Here is a 23,387-nt window from a genome sequence, read left to right as displayed (position 1 = left end):
TCATGTCCAAGCATCATCCACGCATCGTGGACCTGAGCGAGACGGAACCCAACCGCCGGCGCGGCGGTGACCTCAGGACCCTCCTCACGCCCGCCACGGTGGGCTCCACCAGCGGGTTCATGGGGCTGGCCATCATCAAGCCCGGTGAGCGCATCGGCGAGCACTACCACCCGTACTCCGAGGAGTTCGTGTACGTCGTCAGCGGCGCCCTCGAAGTGGACCTGGACGGCGAGCCGTTCGCGCTGCGCGCCGAGCAGGGCCTGCTGATCCCCGTCGACATGCGGCACCGCTTCCGCAACGTCGGTGACGAGGAGGCCCGCATGGTCTTCCACCTCGGTCCGCTGGCCCCGCACCCGAGCCTGGGCCACGTCGACACCGAGGAGAACGTCTCCAGCGAGGCCGGGCCGCAGCTCACGGTCGGCGGGCCCGAGCACGGGCGGCCGTCCGAGCCCAGTGGGGCCATAAAATGACCCGGCGAGTGGCCGTCACCGGTATCGGTGTGGTCGCTCCCGGGGGTACCGGGACGACGGCGTTCTGGGACCTCCTCGCAGCCGGCCGCACCGCCACCCGCGGCATCACCCTGTTCGACCCGGCGGGACTGCGCTCCCGCATAGCCGCCGAGTGCGACTTCGATCCCTTCGCGCACGGCCTCGACCCGGAGCTGTGCCAGCACGCGGACCGCTACATCCAGTTCGCGGCGGTCGCGGCCGACGAGGCGGTGCGGGAGGCCGGGCTCGACTCCTCCCCCGCCGACCCCTGGCGCACCGCGGTCAGCCTCGGCAGCGCGGTCGGCGGCACCACCCGGCTGGAACGCGACTACGTCCGGGTCAGCGAGCACGGCAGCCGCTGGGACGTCGACCACCGGGCGGCCGAGCCGAAGCTGCACCTGGCGTTCCAGCCGAGCACCCTCGCCTCGGTCGTCGCCGAACGCTTCGGCGCGCGGGGGCCCGTGCAGACGGTCTCCACCGGCTGCACCTCCGGGCTCGACGCGGTCGGCTACGGCTTCCACACCGTCGCCGAGGGCCGCGCGGACGTCTGCATCGCGGGGGCGTCCGACTCCCCGATATCGCCGATCACCATGGCGTGCTTCGACGCCATCAAGGCGACGTCGCCCAACAACGACGATCCCGCGCACGCCTCCCGCCCCTTCGACGCCCGTCGCGACGGTTTCGTCATGGGTGAGGGCGCCGCGGTGCTCGTCCTGGAGGAGTACGAGCACGCCCGGGCCCGGGGCGCGGAGATCCTCTGCGAGATCGGCGGGTACGCCACCTTCGGCAACGCCTACCACATGACCGGGCTGACCAGTGAGGGCCTGGAGATGGCCCGCGCCATCGACAGCACGCTGGACCAGGCCCGGATCGACCCCACGCGCATCGACTACGTCAACGCGCACGGCTCCGGCACCCGGCAGAACGACCGGCACGAGACGGCGGCGGTGAAGCGGTCGCTGGGCGCGCACGCCCACGACACGCCCATGAGCTCCATCAAGTCGATGGTGGGGCACTCCCTCGGCGCGATCGGCGCGATCGAGGTGGTCGCCTGCGTCCTGGCGCTGAAGCACCAGGTGGTACCGCCGACGGCGAACTACGAGACCCCCGACCCGGAGTGCGACCTGGACTACGTGCCGCGCACCGCACGCCCGCGGAAGCTCGACCACGTGCTCTCCGTGGGCAGCGGGTTCGGCGGCTTCCAGTCCGCGGTGCTGCTGACCGGGCCGCGCGGGAGGACCCCATGAGCACACAGCGCACACAGCGCGGCCGGCACCCCCGGGGCGCCGCCGTCACCGGCATCGGTGTGATCGCGCCCAACGGGACGCGCACCGACGCCTTCTGGAAGGCCGTCAGCGAGGGCGTCGTCGTACTGGACCGGATCACCCGGGAGGGCTGCGACCACCTGCCGCTGCGGGTGGCCGGCGAGGTCCGCGGCTTCGACGCGGCGGACCTGATCGAGGACCGGTTCCTCGTGCAGACGGACCGGTTCAGCCACTTCGCGATGGCGGCGGCCTCCCTCGCCCTCGACGACGCCGGGCTCGGCAGCGGTGACCCCGCGGAGCCGTTCGGCGTCGGGGTGGTCACCGCCGCCGGGTCCGGCGGCGGCGAGTTCGGCCAGCGGGAGCTGCAAAAACTCTGGGGCCAGGGCCCCAAGTTCGTCGGCCCCTACCAGTCGATCGCCTGGTTCTACGCGGCGAGCACCGGCCAGATCTCCATCCGCGGCGGCTTCAAGGGGCCCTGCGGTGTGGTGGCCGGCGACGAGGCCGGCGGGCTGGACGCCCTCGCGCACGCCACGCGGGACGTGCGGCGGGGCACCGGCACCATGCTGGTCGGCGCCGCCGAGGCCCCGCTGGCCCCCTATTCGATGGTGTGCCAGCTCGGCTACCCCGAACTGAGCACCGTCGAGGACCCGGAGCGGGCCTACCTCCCGTTCACCGAGGCGGCGAGCGGTTTCGTGCCCGCCGAGGGCGGCGCGCTGCTCGTCGTCGAGGACGAGGAGCAGGCCCGGGAGCGGGGTGTGCCGGTGCGCGCCATCCTGGCCGGGCACGCCGCCACCTTCACCGGGGCGTCGCGCTGGGCGGACTCCCGCGCGGGCCTCGCCCGGGCGATCGAGGGCGCGCTGGCGGAGGCGGGCTGCGCCCCCGAGGACGTCGACGTGGTGTTCGCCGACGCGATGGGCGTGCCCGAGGCGGACCGCGCCGAGGCACTGGCGATCACCGACGCCCTCGGCGCGCACGGCGGCCGGGTCCCCGTCACCGCTCCCAAGACCGGCTACGGGCGGGCGCACTGCGCGGCGCCGGTGCTGGACACGGTGGCCGCGGTGCTCGCCCTGGAGCACGGCCAGGTGCCGCCCACGCCCAACGTGTCCACCGGCTGCCACGACCTCGACCTGGTGACGTCGCGGGCCCGCCCGGCCGAGCTGCGCACCGCCCTGGTCCTCAGCAGGGGACTGATGGGTTCCAACGCGGCGCTGGTCGTGCGCCGCGGTGGCGAGTCCGCCCGGTAGGTCCGGGCGGGGAAGGAGCAGACAGCATGATCACCACCGAAGTGACCTTCGACGAACTGGCCGCCCTGATGAAGAAGGCGGCCGGCATCACCGTCGACCCGCAGGAGCTCAGGCAGGCCGCGGAGTCCCCCTTCGACTCCTTCGGTCTGGACTCGCTGGGCCTGCTCGGCATCGTCGGCGAGCTGGAGAACCGGTACGGCCGGTCGCTGCCGCCGGACTCGGAGCGCTGCAAGACGCCCCGGGAGTTCCTCGACCTCGTCAACAGTACCCTCAAGGCTGGAGCCTGACCGTGGCCGGACACACCGAGAACAGCATCACCGTCGACGCTCCCTTCGACCTCGTCTGGGAGATGACCAACGACCTGGAGAACTGGCCGAACCTGTTCAGCGAGTACGCCTCCGTCGAGGTGCTCGCACGGGAGGGCGACACCACCCGGTTCCGCCTGACCATGCACCCGGACGACAACGGCAAGGTCTGGAGCTGGGTGTCCGAGCGCACCCCGGACCGCTCCGCGCGGACCGTGCGGGCCCGCCGCGTCGAGACCGGCCCGTTCGCCCACATGGACATCCTGTGGGAGTACGCGGAGCTGCCGGGCGGGGTGCAGATGCGCTGGACGCAGGACTTCGCGATGAAGCCCGACGCCCCCGTCGACGACGCGTGGATGACGGACAACATCAACCGCAACTCGCGCACGCAGATGGCGCTCATCCGGGACCGGATCGAGCAGGCCGCCCGCGAGCGGGACGACGCGTCCGTCGCCTCCACCCGCTGAGAGACACCGGTCCGGGAAGGTCCGGGAAGGCCCGAGGTCCAGGAAGGACACCACCGATGCACCACGCCCTGATCGTCGCCCGGATGGCTCCCGGGTCGGAGTCGAAGATCGCCGACGTGTTCGCCGCCTCCGACCGGGGGGAACTCCCCCACCTGGTCGGGGTGGGCCGGCGGCGGCTGTTCCGGTTCGGCGACGACGTGTACCTGCACCTCATCGAGTCCGAGCAGGACCCGGCGCCCGCCATCGCGAAGGTGGCCGGGCACCCGGAGTTCCGCAGCATCAGCGAACAGCTGGAGGCGTACGTCAGCCCGTACGACCCGGCCACCTGGCGCGGGCCCAAGGACGCCATGGCGCAGTGCTTCTACCACTGGGAGCGCGGCGGCTCCTAGGCCGGGAATGCACCGAGGCCGCCGGTTCCGCGTACGTCGCGGGGCCGGCGGCCTCGGTGCGGGTGCCGGGAGGAGTCCGGCGCGGTCCGGGGCGGTCCGGGGCCCGGCGTCACCTTCCCGTCGTCCGCCCGGAGGCCGGCGGACGGGAAGGTGACGGCCGGGCCTACGGGACGGTGCAGTCGAAGGCGTGCAGGTAGGCGTTGACCGGGCTGACGTCGTCGATGACGAGGCCCGCGTCGGTCAGGCGGTCGGTCATGCTCTGCCGGGTGTGCTTGGCACCGCCGACGTTGAGGAGCAGCAGCAGGTCCATGGCGGTGGTGAACCGCATGGAGGGGGTGTCGTCGACGAGGTTCTCGATGACGACGACCCGGGCCCCGGGCCGCGCCGCGCGGCGGACGTTGGCCAGCGCCCTGCGGGTGCTGTCGTCGTCCCACTCCAGGACGTTCTTGATGATGTACACGTCCGCCCGGACCGGGATGTCCTCGCGGCAGTCGCCGGGCACGACGGTGGCCCGGCCGGCCAGGGCGCCGCCCGCGCGCAGCCTCGGGTCGGCGTTGTCCACGACGCCCGGCAGGTCCAGCAGGGTGCCGTGCAGGTGGGGGTGCTTCTCCAGGAGGCTCGCCAGGACGTGGCCCTGGCCGCCGCCGATGTCCGCGACGGAGGCCGCGCCGGCCAGGTCGAGAAGGCGGGCGACGTCCCGCGCGGACTGCTCGCTGGAGGTGGTCATGGCGCGGTTGAAGACGTGCGCGGACTCCGGGGCGGAGGCGTTGAGGTAGGTGAAGAACTCCTCGTCGTAGACGTCCTCGAAGACGTTGCGCCCGGAGCGCACGGCCTCGTCGAGCTGCGGCCAGACGTTCCAGGTCCACGGCTCGGTGCACCACAGCGCGATGTAGCGCAGGCTGTGCGGGTCGTCCTCGCGCAGCAGGCGGGACATGTCCGTGTGGGCGAAGGTGCCGTCGGGCCGTTCGGTGAAGACGCCCTGGCAGGTCAGTGCGCGCAGCAGGCGGCGCAGGGTGTGCGGCGGGGCCTTGACCGCCTCCGCCAGGTCGTCGACGGTCAGGGGCGTGTCGTCCAGCGCGTCCGGCACGCCGAGGCGGACGGCGGCGCGGACGGCGGCGGCGCAGGCCGCGCCGAAAACGAGCTCCCTCAGCCGCATGGGCGGCGGGGGAGCCGGATCAACGGTGGTCATCCGTTGCCTCGCTTCTGATGGTGCTGAGATGTGGGGTGTGGGGGTGTGGGGGCCGGGCGGGGCCGGGGTCAGCACAGTCCGGCGGGCTCGGAGAGGGTGCAGGTGTTGCCGCGGAAGGTGTTGGCGCCGGCGGTGTCCCGGTTGGCGAGGTCGGCGGGGCTGTTGCCGGTCACCAGGTTGTCGCGGATGTCGTTGCGCTCGTTGACGGCGCCGACGAAGCTCTTGAACAGCACGATGCCGCCGGACAGCGGTGACGTGCCGCGGTTGTCCTCGACCCGGTTGCGGGCCACCACCGTGTCCTCGGCGCCGGTGAGGACGATGCCGGAGCCCTGGAGGAAGGGAAGCCGGGGGGTCGCGGCGCAGTGCTTGTTGTTGGCGTGGATGTGGTTGCGGGTGACGCTCAGGGCGCCGGCCCGGGGCGTGGACTCGTCGCCCACGACGAACACGGCGGCGCAGTTGCCGGTGGCCTCGTTGCGTTCCACGCTCAGGTTGCGCAGGCGGCGCACGGTGACGCCGATGCGGTTGCCGGTCATGCGGTTGTGGCGGATGACGGTGCCGTCCGCGTCCCGGGCGCCCTCCTCGGTGTCGGTGGTGTTGGACACGAACAGTCCGGCGTCGCCGTTGTCCTCGGCCACGTTGTGGCTGACGACGCTGCGCACCGAGCGCTCCTGGGCGATGCCCCACTGGCCGTTCTTCTCGGCGCTCACGCCGCGCACCTCGAACCCTTCGGTGCGGGTGGCCCACAGGCCGTTCTTCTCGAACCCGCGCAGGGTCAACGACCGTACGGAGACGTCCTTGAGGGGTTCCTGGTCGGTTCCGGTGACGCAGACGCCGTTGCCGGCCGTGGCGCAGGCGTCCTTGCCCGTGCCGGGGACGAGGACGGTGCGCCCGGCACCGGAGCCGCGCAGGGTGACGTCCGAGACGGTGATGCGGACGCTCTCCTTGTAGGTGCCGGGGGCGACGAGGACGGTGTCGCCGGGTTCGGCCGCGTCGACGGCCTTCTGGATGGATTGGCCGGGGTTCACCCGGTGCACGGAGCGGTGGTCCGCGGACGGTGCGGCCGGTGTGGCGGCCAGGCCGGTACCCACGATCGCCGCGGTGCAGGCGAGGTAGGTGAGGTGTCGTTTGGTCATGTGCCGAAGCTATGAGCCGGGGGTACCGCCCCGCCACCGGTGATCGCCCAGGTGGGCTCGGCGTGCGCTGTGCCGCCCGGGGCGGGGGCGACGGCCCGTCAGAGGGGCGGTCGGGCAGCGGTGATGAGGGCCGGGCGGGCAGCGGTGACGAGGGTCGGCGGGTGGAACGACGGGCCGGGCGGGACCGCCGCGACCGGGGCGGCGGCCGGGGTGGGCCACGGCGTCGGCGGGCGGGGTGGGCCGGACGCAGGCGGGCCGGGACGGCGCCCCTCGCGGGGACGGTGCCTCACGAGGGCGACGGCGCCCCTCGCGGGACCGGTGCCCTCACGGGGACAGCACCCCCTGCTGGGCCTCGCCCCCTCCCCCGGCGCGCGGGTCCCGGCGGCGTGCCCGCCGGTCCGGACCGGGTCCGGCCCTCTCGACGGCGCCGGCCCGGCCCTCCCGTGGGGACCGGGCCGGTGCCGGGCCGGCGGCGCGGGTCAGCCGTTCATGGCCGCCCAGAACTCCTCGAAGGACATGCGGCCGTCGCCGTCGGTGTCCAGCGAGTCGATCAGTTCGCGGGCCTGCGCCTCGGTGATGTGGGAGCCCTCCAGTTCGGCCACGACCTGCCGGTACTCCTCCGGGGTGACCTGACCGTCCCCGTCGAGGTCGTAGCGCTCGAAGACCGTGCGCGCCGCCTTCTCCACGATGTCCGCCATGTGTTCCGTCCTCCTGCGATCTCCGCTGACGGGGCCACAGTAGCGCCGGGCGCGGCTGGGTCCTGCCGCCGGCCGCTCCCGCGAGGTCGGCCGGCGTCAGACTCCGACGGCGAGGGCGGCGCGTCCGGCGTCCAGGAGCCGGCGGGTCCGGGGCAGGTCCGGCACCTGCTCCTCCAGGGCGTCCAGGGCGGGCGGCAGTGAGCGGGCGGGCACGCCCCGGGCGGCCAGGATCTCGGCGGTCCAGGTGAGGAAGCCGGTGAAGACGTCGGCGTCGTCGACGTAGAGGGCGGCGGCCAGGAAGTCGACGATGTGGGCCAGGTCCTCGGCGGTGCGCTCGCGCTGTTCCTCGTCGTAGTCGCGCATCGGCGGGAAACGCTGCTCCAGTCGTTCGACGGTCTCGCGCACCAGGTGGTACGCGGCGCGGGTGACCTTCGTGTACTCCTGGTCGGCGAGGTGCGGCAGATCGTCGACGGTCTGGTGGCGGGGCCGGGGGGCGGGCAGCGGCCCGGCGCCCAGCCGGTCGGCGGCGGCGCGGGCGTGCGGCGCCCAGGCGTCGGCGCCGAGCCGGTGCGCGTAGCGGCCGTCCACGCCGAAGCCGAGACCGCCGACCATGACGGGCACGCCGGTCGCCTGGACCGCGGTGATCGCCGCGTGCGCCATGGGCAGGCGGGTGGAGAGGGCGGCCGACAGGCACACCACGGACGATCCGGTGCGGTGCAGCTGGCGCACCAGGTGGGCGGTGGGGACCTGCGCCCCCAGGTAGGCGACCTGCCAGCCCCGCAGCCGCAGGGTCTCGGCGAGCAGCCGGGCGGGCAGGGCGTGCCACTCCTTGTCCACGCAGGCGACGGTCACGCTGCCCCGTGCCGGGTTCGGCCGGGGTACGGGCAGGGCGGCTATGACCCGGTCGCTGATGGCGGTCGCGGCGTGCTCGTCGGCGACGCCGATGCGGTTGGCGGCCCACTCCATCCCGACCCTTTGCTGGACGGCGCCGATCACGTCCAGGAGCACCGACTCCGGGTCGAGTCCCGCCGCCAGTGCCTCGGCCACGACGTCGAGGGCCGCGTACTCGTCCGCCGCCAGGGCGGCCTGCCAGAGCCGCTCGGCCCATGGCTCCGCCCGCCCGTCGCCGGCGGCCGGGGCCGGGCCGGACCCGGTCCGGTGGGCGGGCCCGTCCTGGCGGGAGGATGCGCGTGTGACCGTCATGCGGTACGAGTGCCCACCGTCGCCGTGTCCACGGCACCCGTCGGCTCGCCGCGGGGCGCGGTGACGGCGAGGACCGCGATGTCGTCGTGGCGTCCGCCGCCGATCCAGGCGTCCGTCAGCATCTGCACGCGCTCGACCACGGCCGCCGCGGGCAGGCCGCCGCACTCGGCCAGGGCGCGCTTGAGCCGCTCCTCCCCGAACTGGGCGTCGCCGAGCGGGCCGCCCTTGGCCTCGGTGACGCCGTCGGTGTACAGCAGGCAGGTCTCGCCCGGGGCCAGCCGGACGTGCGCGGTGCGGGAGGTGATCTCCGGGAGGACGCCGATCAGGGTGCCCCCGGTGTCGGCCTCCTCGACGGTGCCGTCCCGCCGCACGATCAGCGGCGGGGGGTGCCCGGCGGACGTCAGGCGCAACGCCACGGACCTGCCCTCGCGGCGGGCGGAGGCCAGCACCAGGGTCGCGAAGCGCACCCGGCCGCCCTCGCTGCGCATGGCGTTGTTCAGCAGGCGCAGCATCCGGCCGTGATCGTCCGCCAACGGCCGCAGGGCGTTCAGGGTGTTGCGGATCCGGCCGGTGATCACGGCGGCGTCCAGGCCCTTGCCCGCCACGTCGCCCAGCACGGCGAGCGTCTCCGCGCAGTCCTCGCCGGGCGGGTGCACGTCGTAGAAGTCGCCGCCGACGCGGTCGGTGTCGACGCTCGCGCGGTAGCCGCCGGCGAACTCCATGCCCTCGACGTGCCGGAGGGTGGGCGGCAGCAGCGCCCGCATGAGGGTGTCGGTCACCTGGTTCTGCTCGGCGTACAGGCGCGCGGCCGACATCGCCGCGCCCGCCCGGCCGGCGAACAGACCGACGAGCTCCCCCTCGGCGGGCTCGAACGCGGCGCGCCGGGTGTGGCGCAGGAGGATCAGTGCGCCGGCCGACAGGCCGTGGCCGGGGAGCGGGGTGACCGCCATCGAGCCGACCTCGCCGAACCCTTCGGGGACCAGCCAGTCGGGAGCGGCGGCCGGGTCGATCCACCTGGGGGGCGTCGGGGGGAAGCCCTGGAGCGCCTCGTCCAGTCCGGGCAGCTCCGACGCGGCAGCGGCGGCGACGGCGTCCCGGGTGATCCGGCCGCGGTGGTCGCAGACGACCACGGGGAGCTTGCGGGCCCCGGTCGGGGTCACCACCACGGCCGCGTCGGCCAGGTGCTCGGTCGCGAGGCGGGCGGTGACCTCCATGCACCGCTCCGGGTTCAGCGAGGCGAGCAGGGCGCTGGACGCCTCCGCGAGGAACCGGGTGCGCCGGCGTTCCGCCGCCAGTTCGGCGGCGAGGGCGCGGTGCGCGGTCTCGTCCCGCAGCCACCAGGCCGTCCGGCCGCCCTCGCCGAGCGGGACGGCGGTGGCCTCGACGAGACGGTCACCGACGGGACCGCGCGGGGTGCCGGCTCCGGGAGCACGGTGGGCCTCGACGAGCCAGGCCGGGGAGCCGAGGGGCTGTCCGGCGCGGGCGTCCGGCAGCAGGGCCGCCGCCGGGGCGTTGACCGCCACGACGTACCCGGCCGCGTCCAGGACGACGACGGGGAAGGGGGAGGCCGCCGCCCAGCCGACCGGACCTGTCGCATCGGTGCCGAGGGCGTCGGGGAGATCGGGCAGGTCGGGGAGCGTCGTCATGCGCGGGCCGCCAGGTGCGGCCGCTCACCTCCCCTTTCCATCAGTGGTGGGTGGCCCGGCCACCTTTCCTCATCCCGGTGCGCTGATGCAAGCCGGTGAGCCGCCGGGGACGGGGCCCACGGGCCCGACCCGCACGGGGGATTCCGGCGGCGGGCGACGGGAACCTTTGGGGTTGGGCGCGGGAGGGTGGCAGAGTGCGGGCATGAGCGACGAGCAGATGGTGACGGTGCGGGAAGGTGCCCAGGCGTTCGTTCTCGAGGTGACGGGCGAGATCGACATCGACACGGTCGACGCGCTCGAGGAGGGCATGACCCGGGCCTGGGAGGCGAACGCGCCGGTGACGGTCGTGGACCTCTCCGGTATCCGGTTCGCCGACTCCAGCCTGCTGAACCTGCTGCTGGAGGCCCAGGCGCGCCACTCGGCCGCCGGCCGGCGGCTGGCGGTGGCGGGTCCTTTCCACGACGCGGTACGGCGCCTGTTCGACCTCACGGGCACCGCCGGCCACCTTCCGCTCACCGAGAACGTGGAGGCGGCCGTACGAGGGGCGGCGTCCGACAGCGACCGCCGCTGAGCCCGCGGCCGCCGTCCGCCCGGGCGGACGGCGGAGCGCCGCGCGGACCCGCCCGCCCCGCCCGCGCGACCCCGGGCCGGCCGCGGATGCGGCCCCGGCCGTGATGAAGCGCACCGCCGACGGCGTGTGGGGTACGACACGTGCCGGCCGGGGATCCGCTCGCCTCACGGACGCGGACCGCATCCGCCCTCAGGACGCGGGCCGCTCCGCGTAGGCCCGGTGCCGGTCGTCGGTGAAGGAGTAGGGGGGCCAGGGGCCGAAGAAGCGGATGCGGACGGCGGGTTCCCGGGCCCCGAGGTCGCCGAGGACGGTGCCGACGGCGTCGATGTCCTCGTTGCGCACCAGCAGCGCGGCGGAGAGCACGTCCGTCTCGTCGGCGGCCCGGTGGACGGGCCCGCGGTCCCGGATGTCCTCGGCGACGGCCAGCAGGCGCTGCCGCACCTCGGCGTGGAGCGCGTCGGCGAGCCGCCCGGCCGCGTCGCGGGCCTCCCGCTCCCGCTGCTTGGCCAGCAGCCTGCGCATGCCGGGCGAGACGGCTCCGTCCGCCGGCCGCGCCTGGGGAGTGTCCCGGTCCGGGGTGCCCCGGCCCGGGGTGGCGGAGGGCGGGGCGTCGGAGTGGGGGGTGTCCGGGGGCGGGGCGGATCCGTCCGCTGCCGCCGCGCGGTCCACGGTGATCTCCACCCGCAGCTCGCACCGTCCTTCCAGGGCCGCCAGCTGCTCGCTGACGCCGGGCTCCTGCTCGGCCACCCAGGCGGCCAGGCGCTGTCGGGCGTCGAGGCCCGAGGCGGTGTCGTCGGCGACGAGCACGTTGAAGGTCATCGGCAGCACGCTGCCGGTGCGTTCCCAGACGGCGGTCACCGCCTCGCTCTGTTCCGCCACCCAGCGCCGCACCTCGGCGTCGCCGCCCTCGTACGGGACGGGCGCCGCGTCGTGCACCAGCGCGGCCACGCCGGTGCCGGGCACCGGAGCCAGCCGCAGCGGGCGGCCGTCCAGCCCGGTGATCCCGTCGGCTGCCCCGGGGCGGTCGGGAACCAGCGCGTACACGTAGAGCGCCGTGCGGTCGTGGCCGGTCATCCGTGTGCCTCCTCCGCCCAGCGCCGGGGGTTGATCAGCTTGTCCACGACGTCGTCGACCACCTCGTCCAGTCCGCGGTGCAGGTCGGCCACCGACGAGACGATCCCGTGGTCCTCCTTGATCTGTTCCAGTGCCTCGTCGAGTTCCAGCAGGGCGTCCGCGAGGCGCTCGGACTCCTCCGGCGTCAGGTCGCCGCCGTTCATACGGCGCAGTGCCTGGCGGTCCAGCGCCTCCTGGATGACCTCGACCAGCGTCACGACGAGGGACAGGACCCCCTGCTTGAGGCTGTTCTCGTCGACCGTCAACGGCATGTCGGTCCTCCCTTGTCTTTTCCGCGGGCCTGTCGGGTGTCGTGTTCCTGGGCCGGGCGGCCGGCCCGGTCGCCGGTCGGGCGGGTGTTCCGGTCACCGGCCGGGCGGGTGTTCCGGTCACCGGCCGGGCGGGTGTTCCGGTCACCGGCCGGGCGGAGGTCCCGGTCAGCGGCCGGGCGGAGGTACTGGCCGGTGGTCCGCCCGGGGCCCTGCCCGGCGGTCCGCCCGGGGCCCTGCCTGGCGGTCCGCCCGGGGCCCTGTCCGGCAGTCCGCGCGGGGCCCTGTCCGGCGGTCCGCTCGGGGCCTCGGTCTCGGTGGGGTCGGGTGTCCGTCCAGCCGGTCCGGGCACGCCGGGTCGCTCCCCTGGGCGTGTGTCCGGCTCCTCGGTGTCTGATCGCCTGTCCCGTTCCGCGGTCCACGGGCGCGGGCGGCCCGGTGCGCGGTGCGGGGCGGCTGTCCGGCCGTCGTGCGGTCATCCGGCGGCCCCCACGGGGCGGGCCGCGTCCAGCCGGCGGATCCAGGCCGCCGGGTCGTCGGCGGCGAGCCGTACCTCGTCGCCGGTGGCGGTCCGCAGGCCGAGGACACTGCCCTCGCCGGCCGGGCCGTGGCCGGGCAGCCGTCGCACGCCGGTGATGTCGGCGGTGCGCAGCACCAGCGCGGGACGGGCGTCCACCGGGGACTTCCAGGTCAGCCGGTCCTCGGTGAGCCGGGCCCGCCCGCCCCGCCACAGGAGGCCGGAACGCCGCTGCTCCTCGTACCAGAGGTGGCCCTCGGCGAGCGCCGGGTCCTCCTCCCGTGCGGGGGCGTGACCGAAGGGGAGGGCGGGCGCGAGCTTCCCGGCGCAGGCACGGGTGAGCACCTCGTGCAGCGCCTCCGGCTCGCGGGCCGACAGCAGTTCCCGGGCTCCGTCGGCCAGGGTCAGCTCCAGGCGCAGGCGTTCCTCGCCGCCGACCGTGCGCTCGGGCGTCATCCGCACGGCGCGCAGGGCGGCGAGGTCGGCCTGCCACAGGACCTCGCGCGGCTCGGCGCGCAGCACGACGATCCTCTGGTCGGTGACGTGCACGGTCCCGGGCCGCCAGCCGCGGTAGACACCCTCGGTGAGCAGGTGTCCGCCGCCGGTGCGGTGGAGGAGGCGCTCCCCCTCGCGGAGGTCCAGGGCGCGGCGGGCGACGGACCGTTCGGCCCAGGCGCGGGTGGCCTCGTCCCAGTGGCGCATCATGCCGTACTCCAGCATGGTCTCCATCCCGGCGACGGCCGCCCGGAGCGAGACGCCGATCAGCGGGATGTCCGCCACCGCGACGATGAGGTCGAGGTGCAGGACCGCCCCCTTGTTGAGCAGCACCTCCACCAGGTCGTCCAGGGTCACCCGGGGGTCCCGGGTGGGCCGCATGGGGGCTCGCTCAGCCGTCACTCCGCGACGCCTCCCGCTCGGCGGCGGGCTCCCCCGCCGGGTCCGCGTCGTCCCGCCCCGGCTCGACGGCGGCGGTGGCCTCCCGGCCCCCGGCCACGGCCTGAGGGGCGTCGCCGCCCTCGGCCGCGCGGGCCTGGGCCTGGGCGCTGCGCCAGCCGCACCAGGGGCACCACTGGTTCAGCAGTTGCTCCAGCGGGGCACGTTTGCCGCAGGCCGGGCAGGACTCCTTCTCCTCCCGGGTCTCGCGCCACGCGGCGGTCTCCGTGTCGGTACCGGAGGGGAACTCCAGCCCGTAACGGGCCGCCGTCTCGAACGAGGCCAGCGCCGCGCGCAGTCGGATGCCCAGCAGCTCCACCCCGGCCACCGAGACCATGATGTCCGCGTTGAGCACGAGTCCCTTGTCCAGCAGGGTCTCGACCACGTGCGCGAGGCTGCCCTCGCCGTCCCGCCGGGGCTGCATGGGGGACGCGCCCGCCCCCGTCGCCGGTACGCGGGCCGACGGCTCGCGCGGGGAGACCGCCGAGGAGAAACCGCCGTCGCCGGACCTGATCCTTTCGGGATAGCTGCTCATCCCCCGCGTTTAACCGTTTCCCCGCCCCTCACACTCACGGCGGGCATCCGGCGCCCTCGGGAAGGGCCCCGCCGGGTCAGTCCGCGACCGGCGGCGTCCGCCCCGCCAGCCGGCGCAGGCGCAGGGCCAGCTGGATCTCCAGGGCGCGGCCCGGCTCCTGCCAGTCGTCGCCGAGGAGCCGGCCGACGCGTTCCAGGCGCTGGGCGACGGTGTTGACGTGGACGTGGAGTGCGTCCTTGGTGCGGGCGGGACTCATGCCGCAGGCGAAGTACGCGTCGAGGGTGCGCAGCAGTTCGGTACCGCGGCGTTCGTCGTACGCCACGACCGGGCCGATGGTGCGCTCGACGAAGCCGCCGACGTCCCGGTCCCCGGCGAGCAGCAGGCCGAGGAAGCCGAAGTCCTCCGCGGCGGCACCGTCCCCGGCCCGGCCGAGCAGCCGCAGGGCGTCGAGGCAGCGCCGTGCCTCCGCGTAGGCGCGGGCCACCGTGTCGGGCACGGCGGTCAGGTGCTCGACGGGGGCGGAGGCGCCGACGGTGACGGGCTCCTGGACGGCGGTGCCGAGCTGGCGGGCGGCGCGGCGGGCCAGGTCGGTGGCGGTGTCCCCGGGGGCGAGCGGCAGCAGCAGGACCGTGCCGCCGTCCCGGGCGGCGGCGAGGCCCTCTCCGGTGGCCGCCAGGTGCGAGGCCGCGGCCCACAGGCGCCGCCGGGCGTCGGCCTCCTGGTCCGCGTCGGCGGTACCGGTCTCCAGGCGGGTGGCGAGCACGGCGTAGGTGGCGTCGAGGTCGGTGTTCAGCCGGCTCGCCCGCTCCCGCAGCAGGCGGGGGTCCCGGTCCCGGGCGTCGAGCAGGTCGTCGAGGAGTTCGCCGCGCACGCGCTGCTCGGCCTCGGCGGCGGACCGGCGGGCCAGCAGCAGCAGCGAGGTCACCATGGCCGCCCGTTCCAGGGTGCGCTGGTCGACCGGGTCGAGTCCGGGGTGCCCGCGCAGGACGAGCGCGCCGAGCAGTTCGCCGCCGGCCGCCACCGCGGCGATCCAGTCGTCGCCGTGCGGGACCGCGTGGCCCTCCGCGCGGGAGGTCTGCAGGGCGCGGGCGGGCGCGGCGGCGGCCTCGGTGAATTCCACGGTGCCGTCCAGGACCTGGGAGACGGCGGCGGCCACGTCGTGCACCCCGCCGCCGCGCAGGACGAGCTCGGCGAGCCGGTCGTGCACGTCGGAGGCGCGTTCGATGACGCCGCTGCGGTCGCGGATGATCTCGTTGGCGCGCTCCAGCCCGGCGAGGGCGGCCCGGGTCTCGGCGAGCAGGTTGGCGGTGTCGATGGCCGCCGCGGCGAGGGCGGCGAAGGAGCCGAGGAGGGCGATCTGCTCGCGTTCGAAGACCCGGGCCCGGCGGTCGGCGGCGAACAGCACGCCGATCACGGTGTTCCCGAGCATCAGCGGCACGCCCAGGATGGCCACGAGACCTTCGTCGCGCACGCCCGTGTCGATGGGGACGGTGTGCTGGAAGCGGTCGTCGCGGAAGTAGTCGTCGGTGACGTAGGGGCGGGCGGTCTGCGCCACCAGGCCGCCGAGTCCCTCGCCCATGCCCAGCCGCAACTGCTGGAAGCGGGCCGCCACGGACCCCCCGGTGACCCGCATGTAGGTGTCGCCCCGGGCCGGGTCGTTGAGGCTGAGGTAGGCGACGTCGGTGCCGAGCAGGGAGCGGGCGCGCTGCACGATGGCCTGGAGCACGGCGTCCAGGTCGCGCAGCCCGGCGAGGTCGTGCGCGGTCTCGAACAGGGCGGACAGCTCGGCCTCCCGGCGGCGCCTGCCCTCCAGCTCGGCACGGACGCGCAGGGCGAGCAGCTTGGCGTCCTCCAGCGCGGCGACCCGCTCGGCGGGCCGCCCCTCGGCACGGGCGAGCAGCACGGGCTGCTCGTACGCCTCGGCGGGCGCGCCCCGGGCGAGCAGTTCCAGGAACGGCGTCTCGGCGGGGGTGGGGGCGGACGCGGAGGCGGGCGGCTCGCCGGCCCGGTCCGGACCGGCCGGTTCGGCCGAACCGGCCGCGGCGGTCGGGGCAGCCGAGTCGGCCGAGGCGGCACCCGGGCCCCGGCCCGGGTCCGTGTCGGTCCCGGGCCTTGCTTCCGTCTCCGTGGCGGTGTCCGTCCGCGTTCTCGTCGCCGTCCTGGTTCCCGGACGGTCGGCGCGCGGGTGGCTCGGGGACGCGGGGCCGCGGTCGGGGCCGGTGGCCGGTCGGGCAGCGGGGGCGGTTGCCGCCGTCGCGTCGGCCGGGGTCCCGGCCTGGGCGCGGGACCCGGTGCGCGGACGCCCGGCGAGCGGCTGGTGGTCACGGGACATGGTCACAGGATTCCTCATCACGCGGCCGCCCCGTCAGGCCTGTGGACAACGCGGTCATGCGGCCGACCCTAGACAGCGGTCGACCCTCGCCCCATGTATCCGCCCTACACAGTTCAGCCGATTCCTGTGGTGTCGAACCATGTAGGTGCATCGGACATGGCCTGCTTGATGCGGAAGTGCGCGAACTCGCCCAGCTCCGGCAGGGCGTCCATGTCGAACCAGGCCACGTCGAGCGACTCGTCGTCGTTGACCCGTGCCTCGCCGCCCACCGCCCGGCAGCGGAAGGTGATGTCCATGTACTGGCAGACGTCGCCGTTGCCGTACGTCACGGGTGACAACGCCTGGACCAGGACGACCCGTTCGACGACGCACCGCACCGCGGTCTCCTCCTCGACCTCCCGCACCGCGCAGGCCGCGGGCTGCTCACCGGGGTCCGGGATGCCGCCGATCACCGACCAGATGCCGGTGTCGGTCCGCCGGTTCAGCAGCACGCGCCCCCGGTCGTCGAAGACGAGGGCGGTGACACCGGGCAGCCACAGCAGCTGATGCCCGGCGGAGGCACGCAGGGTGCGGATGAAATCGGGAGTGGCCATGGCCCGACCCTACGGCGTGTCCGGCGGCGCCCGAGCCACGGGCCCGACCGGTGATCACCTTCCGTGGCCGGGGGCCATGGGTGACCCTCCCCACGAGCCGCCACACGAGCCCCCACACGAGCCGCCGCCGCGCAGCGGACGAGGAAGCGGCCCCCGAGGGACGCCGCGGCGTGTCAGACGCGGGTGGACGGAGCGTTCCGCTCCAGGTGGGCGCCCAGGGTCGCGACGAAGTCCTCGGCGCGCGCGAGCTGGACGCGCAGCTTCTCCACCTGCTCGGCGGCGTCCTGCCGGTAGGCCCGTACACGCTCCAGCAGCACCTCACGCTCGCCGGCGTCGAGGGTGTCGTGGCTCTCCAGCCGGTCGGTGGCGTCCAGCAGGTCGCGCATCTGCTCCAGGGTGAAGCCGAGCGGCTTCATCCGGCGGACGACCATCAGGCGGGCGACGTCGGTCTCGGTGTAGAGGCGGAAGCCGCCCCGGGAGCGGGCGGACGGGGTGACCAGGCCGGTCTCCTCGTAGTGCCGGATGGTCCGCAAGGACAGTTCCGTGCGCGCGGCGACCTCGCCGATCTGCATGTGTGTGTCGTCCACGCCCGTGGTCCCGGCCCTTCTCCGTCGGCGGCCCGCGGTCCGCGGCCCCAGCAAGCCCTACTCTAACGTTAGGGTAGGGTAGCTGCCCGTGAGGGTGGCCCGGCCTCCTCGCTGCCGCTGTTCCGGGGCCGACGACGCCCCCGGCGAAGACCCGAGATCCCGCAGGAGAGAGCGCGTGCGCGAGCCCATGACGCCCACCGCCGCTGTCTGCCCGCCGTGAGGCTTCGCCCCCGGAGGTGAGCCGCCCGGCCGCCCGTGCGCGCCGTCCGCCCCACACCTCCTCCCCCTCTTCGACTTCCGGCTCGTTCCGCGGGCCGTCCGCGGGGTGCCGGCCCGGCCCTCGCGCGTCCTTCCCGCACGCCCCGGCCTGCCGACGGGGTGTGCCCGAACACGACAGGTACGCATCCTCTTGTCTTCTGCTGCTGTGACACTCACCGCGCGGCTGCGCGGCGTCACGCCCGACTGGCTGAACAACCCGAAGGTCTGGCGCACGGAGGTCCTGGCCGGACTGGTGGTCGCCCTGGCACTGATCCCGGAGGCGATCTCCTTCTCGATCATCGCCGGGGTCGACCCGGCGATGGGACTGTTCGCCTCCTTCACGATGGCCGTGGTCATCTCGGTCGTCGGCGGACGCCGGGCGATGATCTCCGCCGCCACGGGCGCCATCGCGCTCGTCGTCGCCCCGCTCAACCGCGAGCACGGCCTCGGCCACCTCGTCGCCGCCGTGATCCTCGCCGGTGTCATGCAGGTCGCCCTCGGCGCGCTCGGCGTGGCGAAGCTCATGCGGTTCGTTCCGCGGTCGGTGATGGTCGGCTTCGTCAACTCCCTCGCCATCCTGATCTTCATGGCCCAGGTCCCGGAGATGAGGGACGTGCCCTGGGCGGTGTATCCGCTGATCATCGGCGGCCTGGCCCTGATGGTGCTCTTCCCCAGGGTCACCACGGTGATCCCGGCGCCGCTGGTCTCCATCGTCATCCTGACCGTCATCACCGTCGGTGCCGCCATCGCGGTGCCGACCGTCGGCGACAAGGGCGAACTTCCCTCCTCCCTGCCCGTCCCCGGCCTGCCGGACGTGCCGTTCACCCTCGACACCCTGACGACGATCGCCCCGTACGCCTTCGCGATGGCCCTGGTCGGTCTGATGGAGTCGCTGATGACGGCCAAGCTGGTCGACGACATCACCGACACCCGCTCCAACAAGACCCGCGAGTCCGTCGGCCAGGGCATCGCCAACATCGTCACCGGCTTCTTCGGCGGCATGGGCGGCTGCGCCATGATCGGCCAGACCATGATCAACGTGAAGGTGTCCGGCGCCCGCACCCGTCTGTCCACCTTCCTCGCCGGCGCCTTCCTGATGGTGCTGTGCATCGTCTTCGGGCCGGTCGTGTCCGACATTCCCATGGCCGCGCTGGTCGCCGTCATGATCATGGTGTCGTTCGCGACCTTCGACTGGCACTCCATCGCCCCCAAGACGCTGAAGCGGATGCCGGCGGGCGAGATCGGCGTCATGGTCATCACCGTGGTCGCCGTGGTCGCCACCCACAACCTCGCCATCGGCGTCGTGGTCGGCACGATCACCGCGATGGTCATCTTCGCCAAGCGGGTCGCTCACCTCGCCGAGGTCACCTCCGTGACCGACCCCGACGACACCACGGTCGTCTACCGGGTCACCGGGGAGCTGTTCTTCGCCTCCTCCAACGACCTCGTCGGTCAGTTCGACTACGCGAACGACCCGGAGAAGGTCGTCATCGACCTGTCGGCCGCGCACGTCTGGGACGCCTCCTCCGTGGCCGCTCTCGACGCGATCGAGACCAAGTACGCCCAGCGCGGCAAGACGGTGGAGATCACCGGCCTGAACCACCCCAGCGCCGACCTCCACGGCAAGCTCACCGGCGAACTCGCCGGCAGCCACTGACCGCGTCGCCGCACGACCACGGCGGAAGGACCCCGGCCCGTCGTGCCGGGGTCCTTCCGTAGGTCTTCTGCCCGCCGCTCGGTCCGTTCGGGCGCGGTCACGACGCAGGGCGAGAAGCGCGCCCGGAGGCCGACGGGCCGGGGGCCCGGGGCCCGGGAGGGACCGGACCGCCACGGCGGTGCGGACCCGCGAACAGGCGGTCACGGCCGCGTCCGCCCGGCCTGCTCGCCGGGCTACGCGTCCCGGGTCTACGCCTGCCCGGTCCGCGTGTCCCCGCTCTGTGCCTCCCCGGTCCGCCGCGCGCGCAGCCGCACGGCGACGGCCAGGCCCAGGCCGCCCGCGGCGACGAGGACCAGGGCCGCCTCCGGCAGCACACCGAGGCGGGTCGCCGGGGTCTGCGAGGAGCGCAGGGGCACCTCCTGGACCAGCGAGTCCGCGACGAACATCCCGGTCCGCTGCGCCACCGTGCCGTCCGGCATGATGATCGCGCTGACCCCGCTGGTCACCGGGACCGTGACGGTGCGGCTGTGCTCGACGGCCCTGACCCGGGACATGGCGAGCTGCTGGTAGGTCATCTCGCTGCGGCCGAAGGTCGCGTTGTTGCTGGGCACGGAGATCAGCTGGGCGCCCGCGGTGACCGTGTCGCGCACCGCCCAGTCGAAGGCCGCCTCGTAGCAGGTGACCAGGCCGACGCCCGCGCCGTTCATCGAGAACACGCCGGGCTCGGAGCCGCGGCTGAAGTCCTGGCGGACCATCGAGGTCCACTCGTCGTTGATCGCCCCGATCAGCGAGCGCAGCGGGAGGTACTCGCCGAACGGCTGGATCTGCCGCTTGTCGTAGGTGTCGACGGGGCCCTTCTCCGGGTCCCACAGGATCTGCTCGTTGAGCAGCCTGCCGTCCTTGGACACCACGCCGCCGACGGAGACGGGCGCGCCCACGGCCTTGGCCGCCCGGTCGATCACGGCGCGGGCGTCGGGGTTGGTGAAGGGGTCGATGTCGGAGGAGTTCTCCGGCCAGAGCACCACGTCGGGCCGAGCGACCCGGCCCGCGGCGACCTCGGCCGCCAGGCGTTCCGTCTCCCGCGCGTGGTAGTCGAGGACCGCGCGCCGCTGGGAGTTGAAGTCGAGACCGAGCCGGGGCACGTTGCCCTGGATGACCGCGACCCTGACGGTGCCGTCCTCGGCCGTGTCCGTCACGAGCGGCCGGGCGGCCACCGCCGCCACGAGCGGGACGGCCAGGCTCAGCAGGCCGGCGGCCGCCGCGCCGCGCCGCAGGCCGCCGGTGCGCCGGGCCGCCGCGGTCACGCGCACGGTCTCGTACAGGCCGAAGCCGCACAGGACGACCGCGAAGCCGAGCACGGGCGTGCCGCCCAGCGCGGCCAGCGGCAGGAAGACGCCGTCGGCCTGCCCGAAGGCGACCTTGCCCCACGGGAAACCGCTGAAGGGCACGCGGGCGCGGGCCGCCTCGCCGGCCGTCCACAGGGCGGCGGCCCACACGGGCCAGGCCGACAGCCGGGACACGGCGGCCACACCGGCCCCCACCAGCGCGACGAACACGGCCTCGATCACCACCAGGGCGATCCACGGCCCCGGACCCACCTCGACCCCGGTCCACACCAGCAGCGGCAGCAGGAAGCCCAGTCCGAAGAGGTAGCCCAGGCCCAGCGCCGCCCGGAAACCGCGCCCGCGCAGGGCCCAGCCGAGGACGGTGAAGGCCGGCACGGCCAGCCACCACAGGGTGCGCGGCGGGAAGCTGACGTAGAGGAGCAGGCCGGCCAGGGCGGACGCGGCGGCGGGCAGGAGGCGCCGGGCGCGCCCGAGCAGGCGGTCGCGGGGCGTGGGGGCCGGCGGTGGCACGGGGTCCGCCGCGCCGACGGGAGGTGCGGTGACGGTCACGCGGGGAGTCTACGGCGCGTGACCTCGGCGACGACAGCGCGGACCGGCGGCCCCCGGGGCGCCCTCGGCCCGCTCGGCCGGGCCCTCCGCCTCGGTCGCCGCGGGTCGTGACAGGCCGAGGCGGACCGGGGTGGGGCCCCGTGAGCGGGCCCGCGCTGCCGCGGGGCGGGCGGACCGGACCGGTTCACGACCGTCCCGGACCGGCCGTCACCCGTTACGGTGTGCCGGTGCCCTGGACGTGCCCGCGGGACGCGGCGGCCGACGGCCGGGGTGCCGTCAGGGTCGGGGGCGACGCGGTACGGGGTGCGGGGTGGGTGGTTCCACGGAGAGGTCCACGGCCGGTCCGGAGACGGACGGCGACAGACGTACGGGTGCGGACGCCGCGGGGATCGTGGTCCTGGGCGCCTGCGCGGCCTGGCCGCTGATCACGGCGGCCGTCCGGGGCGGGCGCCCCGAGGGGATGCTGCTCGCCGTGCTGGCGGTCGCGGCCGGGTACGCGGCGGGCCGGATCGGCGGGGCGCTGCTGCCGGTGGCGGCCCCCGCTGTCGCGGCCCTGGCCGGAGCGGGTGCGGCGGTGCTGGTGCCGGACCTGACGCCCGGCCCGCAGATGGTGACGCCGCCGGGACACGCGGGCGCCACCGCGGCCGTCCTGGCGCTGTCCGCCGGGGGCGCCTGCTGCGCGGCCGGGGCGGCGTCCGGCCGGGCGGCCCGGCTCGCGCTGCGACTGCTGGCGGCCGGGATCGCGGTGACCGGGGCGGCGCTCGGTTCGGTGGGCGGCTGCACGGCCGCCGCGGTGGTCCTGCTGTGCTCCCTCGCCGCCGGCCGGGCGGTCCGCCGCGGCCCGGGCCTCGCCGCGCTCGCGGTGACCGCCGCCGGGGTGACCGGGCTGACCTGGGCGGTGGCCGGCCGGGCCGTGCCCGAGGGGTTCGCCGCCGCCTTGGAGGGGCGGCTGACCCCGCACCGCGTCGAGCTGTGGCGGGACGCGCTGGCCATGGCCGAGCGGCACCCCGGGGTGGGTGTGGGGCCGGGGAACTTCGGGGAGCTGAGCACCGCGGCCGCGCGGTCCGTGTTCTCCGGCGACCGGCCGCATTCGGCGCCCCTGCAGCTCGCGGCCGAACAGGGGCTGGTCGGGGCGGCGCTGCTGGCGGCGGCGTTCGGCTGGATCCTCCACGCGCTGTGGCGCAGTCCGCGGAGCACGGCGGTGGTGCTCACCGCGGGCGCCGCGCTGACCGCCGTCGCGGCCGTCGCCGCCGTGGGCAACGCCCTGAGCTTCACCGTGGTGTCGCTGGGCGCCGGGCTGCTCGCCGGGCTGGCGACCGCGCGCCCCTTCGCCCAGGACCGGACACCGCCGCCCCCTGCCCCTCCCGGGCAGGGACGGCCGGCACCCTGAGGGCCCCAGCTCCCCCGGCCGGTGCCGCGCGGGTCAGCGGGCCGCGCCCCGGTGCGGGTGCAGCCGGTCGCGGATGACGCGCACCGCCGCCTCCGCGTCGTCGACGGTGACGGTGAAGGTGTGTCCGTCCCACAGGCGCAGGACGATCCCCTCCCCGCGCCGCACGACGACCGCGGTGCCCTTCTCGGGCCGCCAGCGGTAGCCCCAGCCGCCCCAGTGCCGCGGGGTGACGTGCGGGGCGAACTCCGCCCCGGCCACCTGCGACAGGGGGATGCGGCGGCGCGGCACGCCGATGTGGCCGCACCGCACCTCCAGGTGGTCCTCGTCGACGCGCAGCGCCACGTGCACGAAGGCGAGGGTGCCGAACAGCACCAGCAGCCCGGCGGCGATGCAGCCGACGACGGCCATGGCCAGGGGGGCGATGCCGGTCGTCCACGCGGAGTCGACGGCCAGGGTGATGCCGAGTGCCAGGCAGGCGGCACCGATCAGGGCGAGCAGCCACTGGATGCGGTTGGTCGCCCGGCCGATCCAGACGTCGGTGTAGGGGGCGGGCTTGCCGTGGGGGTGGTCCCTCATACCTTCGAGGTTACTCAGGTTTCGCTCCGTCGGTACGGCGTCACTCCGCGTGACGATTCCGCGGGCGCGGGCACGGCCGGGCCCGGCACCCTCCGGCGCGCGGGCGGGCGGCCGGGCCACGGGACCACGGAGGG

23 protein-coding genes are annotated in these 23,387 nt (G+C 75.1%); 9 read left to right on the top strand and 14 right to left on the bottom strand.

The window, feature by feature from the left end; translation table 11 throughout:
* Positions 1-2: 2 nt before the first annotated feature.
* Genes AC02VZ_RS15080 through AC02VZ_RS15055 form a run of 6 tightly spaced genes read left to right on the top strand, consistent with a single transcriptional unit; the run spans position 3 to position 4,158 of the window.
* Complete coding sequence (locus AC02VZ_RS15080; RefSeq protein ID WP_362100557.1) at positions 3-470, top strand: cupin domain-containing protein; 468 nt, start codon at positions 3-5, stop codon at positions 468-470.
* Entirely contained in the window at positions 467-1,735 is a 1,269-nt protein-coding gene (locus AC02VZ_RS15075) for a beta-ketoacyl-[acyl-carrier-protein] synthase family protein (protein WP_432055681.1), read from the top strand. The genes AC02VZ_RS15080 and AC02VZ_RS15075 overlap by 4 nt, the downstream gene beginning before the upstream one ends.
* Positions 1,732-2,997, top strand: coding sequence for a ketosynthase chain-length factor (locus tag AC02VZ_RS15070; protein ID WP_476475587.1), 1,266 nt, complete (start codon positions 1,732-1,734; stop codon positions 2,995-2,997). Before AC02VZ_RS15075 ends, AC02VZ_RS15070 begins: the two co-directional genes overlap by 4 nt.
* Positions 2,998-3,023: 26 nt before the next feature.
* Positions 3,024-3,284, top strand: coding sequence for an acyl carrier protein (locus AC02VZ_RS15065; protein ID WP_432055683.1), 261 nt, complete (start codon positions 3,024-3,026; stop codon positions 3,282-3,284).
* 2 nt (positions 3,285-3,286) lie between these two features.
* Positions 3,287-3,769, top strand: a complete 483-nt coding sequence (locus tag AC02VZ_RS15060) for an SRPBCC family protein (protein WP_476475586.1) — start codon at positions 3,287-3,289, stop codon at positions 3,767-3,769.
* A gap of 56 nt (positions 3,770-3,825) precedes the next feature.
* A complete protein-coding gene (locus tag AC02VZ_RS15055) occupies positions 3,826-4,158 on the top strand; it encodes a TcmI family type II polyketide cyclase (RefSeq protein WP_476475585.1) in 333 nt (110 codons plus the stop codon).
* 163 nt (positions 4,159-4,321) lie between these two features.
* On the opposite strand, the gene AC02VZ_RS15050 is transcribed toward AC02VZ_RS15055, so the two are convergent.
* The 5 genes from AC02VZ_RS15050 to AC02VZ_RS15030 form a co-directional block, all read right to left on the bottom strand.
* Positions 4,322-5,347, bottom strand: coding sequence for a methyltransferase (locus AC02VZ_RS15050; protein WP_432055686.1), 1,026 nt, complete (start codon positions 5,345-5,347; stop codon positions 4,322-4,324).
* 68 nt (positions 5,348-5,415) lie between these two features.
* Positions 5,416-6,480 carry a right-handed parallel beta-helix repeat-containing protein gene (locus AC02VZ_RS15045; RefSeq protein ID WP_476475584.1) on the bottom strand — a complete coding sequence of 355 codons (1,065 nt, stop codon included), beginning with the start codon at positions 6,478-6,480 and terminating at the stop codon, positions 5,416-5,418.
* A 479-nt stretch (positions 6,481-6,959) separates the two neighbouring features.
* Positions 6,960-7,178, bottom strand: coding sequence for an EF-hand domain-containing protein (locus AC02VZ_RS15040; protein ID WP_432055688.1), 219 nt, complete (start codon positions 7,176-7,178; stop codon positions 6,960-6,962).
* A 96-nt stretch (positions 7,179-7,274) separates the two neighbouring features.
* Positions 7,275-8,381, bottom strand: coding sequence for a cobalamin B12-binding domain-containing protein (locus tag AC02VZ_RS15035; RefSeq protein ID WP_432055689.1), 1,107 nt, complete (start codon positions 8,379-8,381; stop codon positions 7,275-7,277).
* Entirely contained in the window at positions 8,378-10,027 is a 1,650-nt protein-coding gene (locus AC02VZ_RS15030) for a PP2C family protein-serine/threonine phosphatase (protein WP_476475583.1), read from the bottom strand. Before AC02VZ_RS15030 ends, AC02VZ_RS15035 begins: the two co-directional genes overlap by 4 nt.
* Before the next feature lie 202 nt (positions 10,028-10,229).
* On the opposite strand from AC02VZ_RS15030, the gene AC02VZ_RS15025 reads away from it, so the two are divergent.
* A complete protein-coding gene (locus tag AC02VZ_RS15025) occupies positions 10,230-10,598 on the top strand; it encodes an STAS domain-containing protein (RefSeq protein WP_432055691.1) in 369 nt (122 codons plus the stop codon).
* Positions 10,599-10,787: 189 nt separating this feature from the next.
* Here the strand turns inward: AC02VZ_RS15025 and AC02VZ_RS15020 are convergent, their stop codons facing one another.
* From AC02VZ_RS15020 to AC02VZ_RS14990, 7 genes are all read right to left on the bottom strand, one after another.
* A complete protein-coding gene (locus tag AC02VZ_RS15020) occupies positions 10,788-11,672 on the bottom strand; it encodes a GvpL/GvpF family gas vesicle protein (protein ID WP_476475582.1) in 885 nt (294 codons plus the stop codon).
* The gene (locus tag AC02VZ_RS15015) at positions 11,669-11,983 is read right to left on the bottom strand and encodes a gas vesicle protein K (RefSeq protein ID WP_164335082.1); all 315 of its coding nucleotides are present in this window, start codon (positions 11,981-11,983) and stop codon (positions 11,669-11,671) included. The genes AC02VZ_RS15020 and AC02VZ_RS15015 overlap by 4 nt, the downstream gene beginning before the upstream one ends.
* 472 nt (positions 11,984-12,455) lie before the next feature.
* Entirely contained in the window at positions 12,456-13,373 is a 918-nt protein-coding gene (locus AC02VZ_RS15010) for a gas vesicle protein (RefSeq protein ID WP_476475581.1), read from the bottom strand.
* Between the two features lie 10 nt (positions 13,374-13,383).
* On the bottom strand, positions 13,384-13,965 hold the full coding sequence (locus AC02VZ_RS15005) for a gas vesicle protein (RefSeq protein WP_476475580.1): 582 nt from the start codon (positions 13,963-13,965) through the stop codon (positions 13,384-13,386).
* 76 nt (positions 13,966-14,041) lie between these two features.
* The gene (locus AC02VZ_RS15000) at positions 14,042-16,297 is read right to left on the bottom strand and encodes a helix-turn-helix domain-containing protein (RefSeq protein WP_476475579.1); all 2,256 of its coding nucleotides are present in this window, start codon (positions 16,295-16,297) and stop codon (positions 14,042-14,044) included.
* 113 nt (positions 16,298-16,410) lie between these two features.
* A complete protein-coding gene (locus AC02VZ_RS14995) occupies positions 16,411-16,890 on the bottom strand; it encodes an NUDIX hydrolase (protein ID WP_476475578.1) in 480 nt (159 codons plus the stop codon).
* A 173-nt stretch (positions 16,891-17,063) separates the two neighbouring features.
* Positions 17,064-17,477 (bottom strand): MerR family transcriptional regulator, encoded by a 414-nt coding sequence (locus AC02VZ_RS14990; protein ID WP_476475577.1) that lies wholly within the window; start codon positions 17,475-17,477, stop codon positions 17,064-17,066.
* A 424-nt stretch (positions 17,478-17,901) separates the two neighbouring features.
* On the opposite strand from AC02VZ_RS14990, the gene AC02VZ_RS14985 reads away from it, so the two are divergent.
* Positions 17,902-19,392 (top strand): SulP family inorganic anion transporter, encoded by a 1,491-nt coding sequence (locus AC02VZ_RS14985; protein WP_432058563.1) that lies wholly within the window; start codon positions 17,902-17,904, stop codon positions 19,390-19,392.
* Between the two features lie 248 nt (positions 19,393-19,640).
* Here AC02VZ_RS14985 and lnt read toward each other — a convergent pair whose 3' ends face one another.
* Positions 19,641-21,287 carry an apolipoprotein N-acyltransferase gene (gene lnt, locus AC02VZ_RS14980; RefSeq protein ID WP_476475576.1) on the bottom strand — a complete coding sequence of 549 codons (1,647 nt, stop codon included), beginning with the start codon at positions 21,285-21,287 and terminating at the stop codon, positions 19,641-19,643.
* 388 nt (positions 21,288-21,675) lie between these two features.
* On the opposite strand from lnt, the gene AC02VZ_RS14975 reads away from it, so the two are divergent.
* A complete protein-coding gene (locus AC02VZ_RS14975) occupies positions 21,676-22,677 on the top strand; it encodes an O-antigen ligase family protein (RefSeq protein ID WP_476475657.1) in 1,002 nt (333 codons plus the stop codon).
* A 33-nt stretch (positions 22,678-22,710) separates the two neighbouring features.
* Here the strand turns inward: AC02VZ_RS14975 and AC02VZ_RS14970 are convergent, their stop codons facing one another.
* The gene (locus tag AC02VZ_RS14970; protein WP_432058566.1) at positions 22,711-23,253 is read right to left on the bottom strand and encodes a hypothetical protein; all 543 of its coding nucleotides are present in this window, start codon (positions 23,251-23,253) and stop codon (positions 22,711-22,713) included.
* Between the last annotated feature and the right edge of the window lie 134 nt (positions 23,254-23,387).

It is taken from the genome of Streptomyces sp. 3-6 (genome assembly GCF_056323165.1).
The sequence above is the reverse complement of the archived record's forward strand: the minus strand, read 5'-3'. Positions and strand labels throughout refer to the sequence as shown.